The organism is Allobaculum fili (assembly GCF_020969955.1).
Classification (GTDB): domain Bacteria; phylum Bacillota_I; class Bacilli_A; order Erysipelotrichales; family Erysipelotrichaceae; genus Allobaculum; species Allobaculum fili.
The window spans coordinates 23,338-35,933 of record NZ_JAHDSX010000008.1 but is presented as its reverse complement, the minus strand read 5'-3'; the positions used below and the strand labels follow the sequence as shown (position 1 = coordinate 35,933).

Sequence of the window (12,596 nt, the reverse complement as noted above, 5' to 3'; positions counted from 1 at the left end):
AAAACGCGAACGAATTTCCATTTTCGGCTGCGGATTTTCCACAAAGGGACGGAACTGGAAAGTCAGAGAACGGAAGGCGGAAAGACAGCGGACAGGATGTCAATTCGAATGTTCTGGAAAAAGAAACCGATTTCCGTAGTGAAGTCCGGTCTGGACTTCTCATGAGATTCACATAGTTCAACCTTGCAGAAACGGCTCAATTGTTTGGAAAAGCAGTCGAGTCGTTTTGCTTATATATAGATCAGCAAACGGAGCCATTTTCTTTTCGTAAAGTCAATGTGCTCGACACATGCCCGACTTTGTGGAAAGCAGGACGAAAGAAGGAAGATGACCTGTGCAGCATGTAAACGGGCAGTCGTAAGCAGGGAAACAATAGAACAAAAAATAATGGACTTGTTCGATTCGAATAACGGGATTTCAAAATACTGTTTAAGAGATCGGATGATATCCAATCCCAATCCGCAGACAGTAAATAAAATTCAACGCTCGTATTCCTTTTTTTGGCCCAGAACGCATGTCCGATCAAAAGGGGAATTCTGGAAAGCCAGACGGAATCGGCGACATTTCTTCAGGAGACTGGATATCCTTTTTCCGATCATAAGTTCTCGAAGAAAATGGGAGGTGCTGTGTCCGATGGCAAAAAATGCCTCCTGTATGAAAGGGGAAACAGGAAACTGTAAAAGCCAGGAATCCATATCAGCAGACGCTTGGAAGTGCGCAGGAACCGCAATATACACAACAGGAAACACAAACCCGAAAATTCGCGAAAAGACGCCAAATCCGCCTTCTGCACGCCTGCAGAAGACGGATTTTTTCAGGTGCGGTACTGGACTTTTTTCGAAGGATTTCAAAAGCCGGTCTGCAGCCGGGGCTTCGTTGACAAAACGGAAACAAGGGAATCCCCTCCAGGAATGCCCGCAGCAAAATTCCCTTGATCCGTTTTTTTCTGTACTCAAATGGTTTGACGGTGGGATAGCACAATCTGAAACAATTTAATTCACAATCTCATAACAACAATAAAGTATGTAAATAAATTAAGTTTTATAAACGGAGCGACTATAATCGGAACCGCAGGAAAATGAAACGATCGGCACAAAATGCAGTTCGTTCTGGGAAGGACATAACCCCCAGAAAACGGCACAAACGTTCACATTTTTCAAAAATGACAAACCCTTTCATTTCTTTCCCTGGCCAGCACCGTTCAACTTCGGCGGCCTGGATGTGCAATCCGGATATCAAACAACTCGAATAGAACTAATTAAAATTCAAAACGTCGACAAATACGGAAATCCAGTGGGAATCCCGCCTTAGCTGGCGCAAGAAATTCAATGTTTGGCACAATTTAAACAATTTCGATAAAGCGTTTGCACTTTTAGAATGTGAACATAAAGTTAATGAACAGGAATAATAAAAGCGGTTACAAGGCTGTTTCACTCAGCAGCATTCAGCTTTACTTCTCTTTAACTTTTTAGAACAAGTACAGACGTACAGAAAGGACAGAACATGAGAAATTACCTCACCTTAAACGAAGGCTGGCAGTTCTCTAAAGAAGCTCCCAAAAATTTTGTGGAAGTTTCCGAAACTGCTTACTCGGTAGATCTGCCTCACACTTGGAACAAGTATGACGGAACAGACGGCGGTTCGGATTATCAGCGTGGAACTTTCTACTACACGATTGATGTTCCGACATTCGAAATGAAACCGGGAAGCCGCGTTTACATCGAATTCAAAGGGGCAAACTCCTCGGCAGACATTTATGTCAACGGAACGAAGGCCGGACGTCATGAAGGCGGCTACTCCACTTTCCGCTTCGACATCACAGATCTGCTCAACAAGCAGCTCGGTGCTGACAACATCATCACCGCTGCAGTGGACAACTCCGCAAATCACATCTACCCCCAGACAGCGGACTTCACGTTCTACGGCGGCCTCTACCGCGGTGTAGATCTGATCGTTGTGGAAGACACTCACTTTGATCTGGATTACCTGAGCGGACCTGGCTTCGCAATGGATTCCAAAATCCTCAACGAAAACAACGATGCAAAAGTCAATGTAACCACTTATGTAACGAATCCGAAAAAGATCAACCGCGCAGAAGTAACCATCTACGACGAAGAAGGAAACATTGCTGCAACACAGACCAAACCGGCGAAAGAAACGACTTCCTTCGAGTTTGATCTGAAAAACGCGCACCTCTGGAACGGCGTAAAAGATCCTTACCTCTACACCGTTGTATGCCGCGTGATGGAAGACAACGAAACGGTTGACGAAGTTTCCGGCCGCCTCGGTATCCGTGAATTCCACGTAGATCCGCAGAAAGGCTTCTTCCTGAACGGTGTTCTTACTCCGCTGCGCGGCGTGAGCCGTCACCAGGACCGTGCCAGCAAAGGCAACGCACTCGATTACGAAGATCATCTGGAAGATGCGCTTCTGATCAAGGAACTCGGCGCCAACACCATCCGTCTGGCTCACTACCAGCACGCTCAGGAATTCTACGATCTCTGCGATGAACTCGGTCTGATCGTATGGGCAGAAATTCCATTCATCTCCGCGGAAATCGCAGGCGAAAACGCCTTCGAAAACGCGAAAGAACAGATGAGAGAGCTGATTGTTCAGAACTACAACCATCCTTCCATCGTTACCTGGGGCATTTCCAACGAAATCACCATCGGCGGTGAAAACGAAGGTCTCTACGAGCACCTCTGCGAGCTGAACGACATCGTTCACGAAATGGATAAAACCCGTGTTTCCACAATGGCACAGGTTTCTCCGCTTCCTATGACGAGCAACCACAACCAGCTCACGGATATCCTCTCCTACAACCATTACTTCGGCTGGTACGGCGGAACCGTGGAAGACAATGACGGCTGGTTCGACACATTCCACGCAAACTACCCGGAACGTGCCCTCGGTATTTCCGAATACGGCTGCGAAGGCAACATTTCCTTCCATTCCGACAAGCCTTGCCGCGGCGACTACTCCGAAGAGTATCAGGCTCTGTACCACGAACACATGGCCAAAATGATCGACGAGCGTCCATGGCTGTGGGCTACTCACATCTGGAACATGTTCGACTTCGGTGCGGACAACCGTGACGAAGGCGGAGTAAAAGGCCGCAACAACAAAGGTCTGATGACCTTCGATCGCAAAACCAAGAAAGACTCCTACTTTGTTTACCAGGCGTACTGGTCTGAAACACCGATGATCCACATCGCTTCCAAACGTTTCAGAAACCGTGCAACAGACACCATCAATATCAAGGTTTACACAAACCAGAATGCTCCGGTTGTTCTGCTGCGCGACGGCGAAGAAGTAGCTTCTCTGCCTGCTGCGAAAGTTGTTGAGTTCAAGGACATTGCTCTGCACGACGGCGAAAACCATTTCACGGTTCAGTGCGGCAATCTGACAGACCGTGCTGTCTTTGAAAAAGTGGCTGAACCGGAAGAAAGCTACATCTACGTGGATGAAAACCCAGGCGGCGTAACCAACTGGTTCGACGATCTGAACCTGGATGAAGTAGAAGCCGTAACCATCAACCCGGACTTCTACTCCCTCGAAGACACCTTTGGCGACATCCTCAAAAACGAAGAAGCTACGCTGGTTCTTTCCAACGGACTTTCTTCCCTGGCCAACATGAATATGAAACCGGCTATGCTCGGCATGTTTGTAACGAAGAAATTCTCGGATCTTGCCACGATGATGACTGGCTTTGGAGGTCAGGCACCGGATCCAAAAGTGCTCGAAGGCAAGATCAACTACATCAACTCTCAGCTTCAGAAAATTATGAAATAAGGGTAATCCCGCAGTTTCATTAATGCGCACGTTTTACCGCTTTACGTCTGCCGTCCTGGCCGGAGCTGCTGATGACTCCAGAACTCTAGTCAGGAAAAGGCGGGCTTACAGATTGATTCAATCCGCATCTTAAATACGAAAGGTTATATCGCATGAAAATTGAAAATCCTGCAAATATTACCCTGAAGCCGTTCGGTCTGAAAGACAAAATCGGCTACATGATGGGTGATTTAGGCAACGACTTCTTCTTTATCATGGCGTCCAGCTTCCTGACGATTTTCTACACAAACGTCCTGGGTGTATCGGGAGCCATTGTCGGAACTCTGTTCCTCGTAGCACGCTGTGTTGATGCCTTCACCGATATCGGTATGGGTCAGCTCGTAGACCGCGCTGTCGCTCACGCTGACGGCCGCTACCGCGTTTGGATCAAACGCATGATGATCCCGGTGGTATGCTCCGGTATCCTTCTGTTCGTACCATGGGTAGCTAACCTGCCTATGGCATGGCGAATTGTTTACATCTTCGTTACTTATATTCTCTGGGGAAGCTTCATGTATACCTCCATCAACATTCCTTACGGATCGATGGCTGCTGTACTGACTGACGATCCTGTTCAGCGTTCTTCTCTCTCTACCTTCCGCTCCCTTGGCGCTGCGTTCGCCGGTGCTATCGTTGGTTCTCTGACACCGATGATCATCTACGACAAGCTGCCAGACGGCGATCAGGTTATGAACGGCAACAAAGTCTTCATGGTTGCCTGCGTATTCGCGGTACTGGCTCTGATCTGCTACTACCTCTGCTACTCCTGGTCCACAGAGCGCATCGTTGTAGATAAGCCGGAAGGCAAGAAACAGACGATGGGTGACATTGTTAAAGCGCTCGCTACAAACCGCGCGCTCGTTTCCATCATCGCTGCAGCCATTCTCCTGCTGCTCTCGATGCTTCTGACTCAGTCTTTCAACATGTATCTTTACCAGGACTACTTCCGTGATATCACGGCAATGTCCACTGCCGGTCTGCTTTCCACAGCCTGCACGCTGATTCTGGCTCCGTTCTCCGGAACGCTGACCAAAAAATTCGGTAAGAAAGAATCTGCATCCGCTGCCCTGATTTTTGCCGGCGCCCTGTATCTGATCATGTTCTTCCTGAAGATTTCCAACCCATGGGTATTTGTTGGATTCCTGCTCTTTGCAAACATGGGATCCGGTCTGTTCAACCTGATGATCTGGGCGTTCATCACCGACATCATTGACTACCAGACGTATAAAACAGGCCACAACGATGGCGGTACCATCTACGGCGTATACTCCTTCGCTCGTAAAATCGGTCAGGCTCTGGCCGGCGGCCTTGGCGGTTTCGTACTGACCTGGATCGGCTACCAGTCTTCCACAGCTGGTCAGGTTGTTACGCAGACTCCGGAAGTTCTCAACAGCATCTACAGCGTTGCGACTCTGGTTCCTGGCATCTGCTACATTCTGATCGCTCTGATCCTCATCTTCTGGTACCCGCTGGGCAAGAAGAAAGTACTCGAAATCAAAGAAGCGCTCCACGAAAGAGCACAGGCTTCGAAGTAATTCGATTGCACAAACTGAATTCTCACTGAAGGCGTTCCCTGAAAAGGCGAATGCCTTTTTTGGATCTCCAGAACTTCGCAGCAGGTTTACCTGCGGCTGTGAATGTTCATGCCTTTTCCTCTAGCCTGTCTTCTTGTCGCGTTTAGTGCGTTGTCCGCCTCTCCGGTCTGCTTGCTTTGCCGCTTGTGGCCCGTCTTTGAGCGAAACTTCGGACGCAATTCGAAAAGGTCAAAGTAAAGCAAAAAGTCAGATGGGCGATTTATCATAGAAGACAGGAGGGAAACCAGGATGGAACAAATTCAAAAATCAATTCGCGAAGCTTTAAGTGAAGAGATCTTAAAGCAGGTCATCGCGGATACGTATAAAGCGATGGAAGCCAATTACAAGGCGATCAGCTCCAAAGCTTCCGGCATGGCGGATGTGCACACCTATCAGGAACTTCTTGATTACTGCTACCAGCAGGTCGGTCTGTATCTCGACAACCCAGATAATATGAAAAAGGTACTGCTCGAGACCAATAACATTCCGACTGCCTATCATTCCATGACCGAAGCGGAAGCCTTCAAGGAAATCTGTACCGAAGAATACCGCGGCTTTCCGCGTGTCATTATGATGACGGTTCTCGCCGGCAGCGAAGCCGCAGCAGCGTATGCGGCTGCGCAGTACTTCGAAGACAACGGCTTTGATCTTTCCTTTGTCGAATACGAAGACCGCATGGGCGCCACCTATCAGAAATACGTGAAAGATGCGATTGCCTACGGCCGCGGCGACGACAAGAAAGTCGTTTTCACCGGAGAACAGCAGTAAGAAGAAACGATCGGCATGCCGGAACTGCCTGCCGGATCCCGCTAAGAAGTTAAACAGCGAAGAGCGTATGCAAACCGTCTCTTCGCTGTTTTCGTTTCTGTTCAACAGACAGAAGATGCCCGCAAATACAACCCGGATCCAATCGAAAAATACGGGTTTGCCTGATCGTCGGACCAGGGCAGGAAAAGCAGATCTGTCCATGGGAGATTATCGGTTTCCATTCGGTATGCAAAAGTGAATTTCTTTGACTGAAAGGTCTGGAAATTCCTTTAGATTCCCTGTAAACTCTGAATCCTGACCGTTATTTTTCATCGCCCTGCGTGTATGATTTTCTTTACATTTTTCGGTGGGTTTCCTCTGAAAAAATGAGGGGGTTCCGTTATGGAATTTATGAAAGATTTATCCTGCCGTAAGAAAAAAACAGACTCCGGGCGTCAGAAAATTTTCTTTTTGTCTATCTATACTGAACACTGCCAGTGAGGCAAAAACAGCGGTTCAAATCGTCCAGTTCAGAAAAAGCGTTTTCTGAATTCAATTCTTTTACAGAATAATATTCAGTAATCCGTCGTTTAAAATAATCCAAATCCGTAATGTTTTCTTTTCCTTAGGAAAGCGCGTCTCATTTCTGCGAAAATCATGATTCCTGAACGGGAAATACGCATTTTTCTTAGATACCGGCATTTTGACCGTCATTTTATGGCGTCTGTAATAATTAAAGATTATATTGAATGTAAAGAACGGATAAAAACTGGAAGGAAGAAAAGGAGGGGTGGCAATGAAAAAGTCCAGCAGCCCTGCCGTTCAACGCTTTTTTCAGGTTCTGGTCACTCTGGCTGTCTGTGCGGCAGGCATTCTGATCGGACAGCTGCTTCGCGAAACCGGCGCCCCGGCAGAAACCATCGTCTGCATTTACATGCTTGTCGTCGTGATCTGCGCTTCCGTTAGCACCGGTTACGCGTATGGAATTCTCTCTGCGCTGATCTGCACGTTCGCCTATAATTTCTTCATTAGCGTACCGCATTACTCTCTGGCTCCGATTTCTCCCTATTTCATTCTGGCCGCCAGTGTCATCTTTATCGTTTCCATACTGATTTCTTCCATCACCAGCAAAGTCAAGGAAGGGGAAGTCCTTGCCCGCAAGTGGGAAGAGGAAACGAACGTTCTCTATCATCTCGCCAGAGACCTTTCCGGCGAGATGTCCATCGATGCTGCCATCGAAATTACCCTTACCAATATAGCCAGCGTATTTCAGACCGACTGCCGCATGCTTCAGTTTGACGAAAACGAAGTTCCGCTGCGCACGTTTGTTCTTCTTGAAGACTCCCGACTGAATAAGGAGGCTGTGACGAATGTCGATCGCGATTTTGCGGAATATAAAAGCCGTCCGGCAAAAGGCTATTACGTTAACGAAACACAGTACGAATGGCCGATGTATTCCCAGAACGGAAAAGTCATCGCCGCGGTCGCCATTCCCGTCGAGACGATTCATCGCATGACTCCTCTGGACATTCAGATGGTTTCTACGATGGTCGAAACAGCCGCTATTGCCTTTGACAAAATCATCCTGGCGCGTATTCAGCAGCACGACCAGCATCTGGTCAGCCAGGAACGCTATCGCACCAACCTGCTGCGCTCCATCTCGCACGATCTGCGAACGCCGCTGGCCGGCATTTCCGGAACCGCGGAAGTACTTATGGAAGAGCTCGAACCGGGAACATCGCCGTACGAGATGGCCCATAACATTCGAAAGGAAACAATCTGGCTTTATAATCTCGTCCAGAACGTTCTGTCCTTAACCAAGCTTCAGAACAGCAACTTCGCCATCAAGGCACAGGTCAACATTTTGGAAGAAGTCGTAGATTCGGCTGTGGAAACGATGGAAATTCGACTGCCGGAACGCAAGCTCAACAAGATTTATACCGACGAGCTGATCGCCTGCAAGCTCGATCCTTCGCTGCTCAAGCAGGTCGTGATCAACCTGATCGATAACGCCAACAAGTATTCGCCGGTCGACATGCCGATCGAAATCGTCATTCGCCGCTCAAAAGGAAATCCAGCGAGGGCCGAAATTCTCATCCGGGATTTTGGCGATGGTCTTTCCCAGGCGGAACTCGATAAGATTTTTGAAATGTTCTATACGACGAAGGCGAAAAATAAGAAAGCCATTCGCGGCTATGGACTTGGTTTGCCGATCTGCGATTCCATCATGAAAGCGCATGGCGGGTCGATCCAGGCCCGCAACCGGGAAGACGGAAAGCACGGCGCTGTGTTCATTCTTGAACTGCCAGTCGCCGATCTTTCTGGAACAGTCGCTCAGGCCTGAGTCGCTTCTTCGCCGCTTTTCTCTTATTGTGAAACAAAACAGCCGCTCGATTTGCGCGTGCATCGTCTCTTGACGATCTGCATTCGGATCGAGCGGCTTTTTCTATGCTACAGATTCCATATGAATCGTCGTCAGAAATTAAAACGAGAATGCCGCTGAAACAAAAATAGGGTGAATTATAAACAGGATTGGACAAAAGAAATATCGCAGGCAATCTTCAGGAGAATGTAAAGTGTTTTCATAAATTTATGTATTTTTAACGAGTTCTTTAAAGATCCCAAGTAAAATGAACTCATCCTATAATTATTCGTCCTGAGATTTAAGGACAAGAAAGGTGTTTTATGACGAGTTTCAAATCCGCCTGGAATCAGGCGATGAAACAGAAGAAAAGTTTCTTCCTGTTTATTGGACTGGCCGTTGCAGTCAGTTTTCTCATGGGCCTGTGGAGCCTGCTGCTGAACTGGATCTTTGGCAAGTCCAGCTTCTTAACGTTTTTTCTGTCTGTGCTGAACTTCTGCGTCAGCTACTTCCTGGTTGTATCTGCCTTCCACATTCTCAAGGAGACCGTTGTGGATCAGAAACCGATGGATTTTCAGCAGATGATTACTGCGTTTTTCGAATATCCGTGGAAAAATCTGAAAACGTTCGCGGGTACCTATCTGATCTGGTTTCTCGCAATTCCGTTTGTGGTCGAACTGCTGATCGGCGTATTCTGCGGCGTGTTTATCGTCCTGATTGCCTCCCTTCTGGGCTATGGCTCGATCGAATATTATCTGTATTACTTTTTAAATGATCCGTTTTCAGGAATGCTGGGCGGAGCGACCGTTCTGATTCTTCTGATGGTCTTCCTCTTCCTAGCGCTGAATATTTTCACCGTGACGATCGAGTATTACGGTCTGTATAAGCTCGGTGCCATCGCAAATGAGAATAAAGGCTATAAGCCGTCCGTCTCCGAATGCCTGAAGCTTGGCCTTGTTCCGCTGGCTATAGTCGCGATCAGCGTTGCGCTTGCCGTCGTACTGATTCTGCTTGCAGCTCTTCTGGGCCTGCCGGCCGTACTGGTCGTTCTGATCATGTCATTTCTCATCGTCCTTTGCGTGGCGATCTGCGTATTCGCACTGATCTATCGCTACGCTGCCATGGTAAAAATTCTCATGGACACAAAGCCTTCCACAGAAGCTCCAATGGCTCCTCCAGTGATGAATCCGAATCATCCTGTTCCAAACGGCGGACAGGCCGTTCCTCCAGTCAGAGAAGAAGTGAATTCTGCTCCGGCTTCGAATCCTTTACCGGTTATTCCCACATCAGACCATGCGGCATCAGAAAAGAAAGCGACGCCGGTTTCTGAAGAGAAAAAGCCGGAATCCATCAATCCGTACGCGCTGCACGCACAACCTGCTGCAAACAATCCGGCTGCAAACAATCCGGATCCAGACAAACCAGCCAAATCGGATGGAAAACCGGATCTGACGAAAACGGCCGAAGAAGAAACAGATGTCGCTGCAGTAGAGCAGACCGATCTGGAAACTCTGACCAGCGGCAAGGAAATTGAGATCGAAGAATCGGCAGCTGTCAAAGAAGAGACAGAATTCAGCCATCCTGCAGAAGATCCAGAATCGGGAAATTCTTCCAAACACGAGCAGCACGCTGCACGTCTTGCACCGCGCGATGAAGCAGCCAACGCCGCTGCAAGTTCCTTTGGTCTTCATAACGATCAGGGAAACTGATTTCAGGCTTAAAACTTGTTACTAATCCTTGTCGAAGGATCGAAATTCCATTTCAAAACCAAAGCGGGCGGCTGGCCAGTAAACCAGTCGCCCGCTTTTCTTATGCATTGGGAAAGAATGCCTCCTTATGCCCAAATTTTCAGGATTGAACGATTCCTTGCAACAGGACTGCATTTTGCAGAAGCGCTAATATATCGCTTAATGAGCTGTTGAAAGGCACAAAAAAAGCTGGGATCAGCCAGCCAGAAAAGTCTGCAAAGATGTCCATAATGCGGGAAGAAGATCTTTATACCAGAACAGCACAATGAAAATGGCGGCGCCGGCGATAATCGAAGAAGCGAGCTTGCTGAAGCAGTTGATCGATAGATACAGGATGCCGCAAAGAAAGCAGACCGTAATCAGTTTGGCCTGCGGAATGGACTGAATGAAGCTGTTTAAAAAGGGGATAAAGGAAAGCACGTTGGAAGCCCGTACACCTAGTACGCAGAAATAGATAACGACAGCCAGAAGGGTGGCGTTCACAATGCCTTTCAAGAGAGGTTTTTTCTTTTCTTTCCTAACCCTTATCATACAAGGGAATAATCAGAACGCCTAACTCAAAATCGTGTTTGGAAACAATGGCCGCCTTTGTCACAGCAGAGCGGATTTCCATGGCGCAAAAGAAAAGCTCCCGTAAGGGAGCAGAATCTGTGATTGGATTTTCGCAGCGACAGGGAACCTACGCGTTCTTTTCGTCGACTTTTTCGTCTTCCTTGAGTGCTTTCAGAACGGACTCGCTGTCACCCAGAGCATGCTCGAGTTCATCGTATACCGCAACCAGGGAGTTGAGTTCGGATGCCAGATCCAGTTTATTATCGGCGTTCTTTTCTTCGATGGAATTGCTGACGAGATCCAGAACGGACTGTGCCTTGATCAGGTGGTTATAGATTTCCTCAGCCAGATCAACGGCTGGACGTGTCAGCTCAGACTGTGTTTCAAGAACAATATCTTTATTCATAGGTATAAAGCCTCGCTTTCTTCCTTACACGAATATTCTAGTCTTCCCATCAGGAAAAACTCTTTCTAATGCCTGACTGGAATCGGCTAGGACCAGAGCTTGAGCAGGGCGGTCCAGGCGGGGAGCGTGACCATCGAAAGAACGGTAGAGAGGAAAATCATCTTGCTGGCGAAGGCTTCATTGACCTGATATTTCTGCGAAAGCATGGCCATTGTCACCGGTGCCGGCATGGCCATTTCCAGCGTTACGATCATCAGAGGCATGGCACAAACGTGAAGAAGAGCGAGGATCATCAGGCAGACGGCAGGAATGATCACCAGACGCAAAGCAGTATAGAGAAGAACGGAAGGTTCAAAAAGATCCTTTACGGAAATATCCGAAAGAATGATCCCGATCACGAGCATGATCAGTACGGTATTGCAGCTGCCGATGGAAGCGATGATTTTGTCGAGCATAGCGGGCAGAACCCATCCGAAACTCTGAGCAGTCATCATCAAAATTCCCGCGAAAATGGCGATCATGCATGGATTGGTCAGGGTTTTCTTCAGAAGCGCAGAAAAGCGTACGGTGCTTTTCGAATTGTAGAGCATCAGTCCATAGGACCACATCACAATGCGAAGGGGAATGGCATAAATCGACGTATACAAAGCGCCTTCCTGCCCGAAAGCGGCCTGGCCGACGACAAGTCCAAGCGTCCCCGCATTATTGGATACCGTACCGTATTCAAGATTCAGACGCTTTCCCGGATCGGATACGCATTTCCAGATCCATCTCGACAGAAAGATGAACAGAATCTGGCTGAGGATCGCAATGATCAGAATGGAAAAGGTAGACTGCAGAATTTCTGTCGTCAGCGCGGTCTGAAACGAATGAAAAATGGAGCAGGGAAGAATCAGATTCATGACCAGGGCATTGATCTGCGTCGCACCAGATCGGGAAATGATCTTTCGCTTTCCCAGAAAATACCCGATCAGCAAAAAGGCAAGAAGCTGGATTTGAAGCTCAATCATAAAACCTCCAGAAGTTCCGCCAAAAGACGAGTGACCTCTCTCTTATTGCGGATTGGAATCAAAAAAATGAATGGATTGGAATCAAAAAAATGAATATGGTATTAATCTAGCGCGTATACCTCACCTTTAAAATGAAATCTGGAAATTTGCAGAAAACGGATTCGTATTTCCCGATTTATGCGGGATCCGATGCTTTATCAGATCCGGGGACGGCAGCACAATTCAGACGAAATAAAGACGCGTAAGAGGCTTAGAAATGGTGTTTGCAAGGAGAAAAGGAAGGGAATGAATTTGTATCCCTTTAATGAAGAGATCTGTATTTTAAACGTTCTGCCAGGATGCAAACAGAATGTAAGGAGCCTGGTC

General features: G+C 47.8%; 9 protein-coding genes. 6 read left to right on the top strand and 3 right to left on the bottom strand.

What is annotated here, in order from left to right; translation table 11 throughout:
• The first annotated feature begins 633 nt into the window (after positions 1 to 633).
• From Afil_RS03280 to Afil_RS03255, 6 genes are all read left to right on the top strand, one after another.
• Positions 634 to 996 (top strand): hypothetical protein, encoded by a 363-nt coding sequence (locus Afil_RS03280; protein ID WP_230267091.1) that lies wholly within the window; start codon positions 634 to 636, stop codon positions 994 to 996.
• Positions 997 to 1,503: 507 nt separating this feature from the next.
• Positions 1,504 to 3,792 carry a glycoside hydrolase family 2 protein gene (locus Afil_RS03275; protein ID WP_230267090.1) on the top strand — a complete coding sequence of 763 codons (2,289 nt, stop codon included), beginning with the start codon at positions 1,504 to 1,506 and terminating at the stop codon, positions 3,790 to 3,792.
• Positions 3,793 to 3,944: 152 nt separating this feature from the next.
• Complete coding sequence (locus Afil_RS03270) at positions 3,945 to 5,366, top strand: MFS transporter (RefSeq protein WP_230267089.1); 1,422 nt, start codon at positions 3,945 to 3,947, stop codon at positions 5,364 to 5,366.
• 288 nt (positions 5,367 to 5,654) lie between these two features.
• Positions 5,655 to 6,173 carry a hypothetical protein gene (locus Afil_RS03265; RefSeq protein ID WP_230267088.1) on the top strand — a complete coding sequence of 173 codons (519 nt, stop codon included), beginning with the start codon at positions 5,655 to 5,657 and terminating at the stop codon, positions 6,171 to 6,173.
• A 775-nt stretch (positions 6,174 to 6,948) separates the two neighbouring features.
• A complete protein-coding gene (locus Afil_RS03260) occupies positions 6,949 to 8,496 on the top strand; it encodes an ATP-binding protein (protein ID WP_230267087.1) in 1,548 nt (515 codons plus the stop codon).
• A gap of 341 nt (positions 8,497 to 8,837) precedes the next feature.
• Positions 8,838 to 10,223, top strand: coding sequence for a hypothetical protein (locus Afil_RS03255; RefSeq protein ID WP_230267086.1), 1,386 nt, complete (start codon positions 8,838 to 8,840; stop codon positions 10,221 to 10,223).
• A gap of 234 nt (positions 10,224 to 10,457) precedes the next feature.
• Here the strand turns inward: Afil_RS03255 and Afil_RS03250 are convergent, their stop codons facing one another.
• From Afil_RS03250 to Afil_RS03240, 3 genes are all read right to left on the bottom strand, one after another.
• Positions 10,458 to 10,757, bottom strand: coding sequence for a hypothetical protein (locus Afil_RS03250; protein WP_230267085.1), 300 nt, complete (start codon positions 10,755 to 10,757; stop codon positions 10,458 to 10,460).
• A 184-nt stretch (positions 10,758 to 10,941) separates the two neighbouring features.
• Positions 10,942 to 11,220: a hypothetical protein gene (locus Afil_RS03245; protein ID WP_230267084.1), complete on the bottom strand. Its 279-nt coding sequence runs from the start codon at positions 11,218 to 11,220 to the stop codon at positions 10,942 to 10,944.
• An 86-nt stretch (positions 11,221 to 11,306) separates the two neighbouring features.
• Positions 11,307 to 12,230, bottom strand: coding sequence for an AEC family transporter (locus tag Afil_RS03240; protein WP_230267083.1), 924 nt, complete (start codon positions 12,228 to 12,230; stop codon positions 11,307 to 11,309).
• Between the last annotated feature and the right edge of the window lie 366 nt (positions 12,231 to 12,596).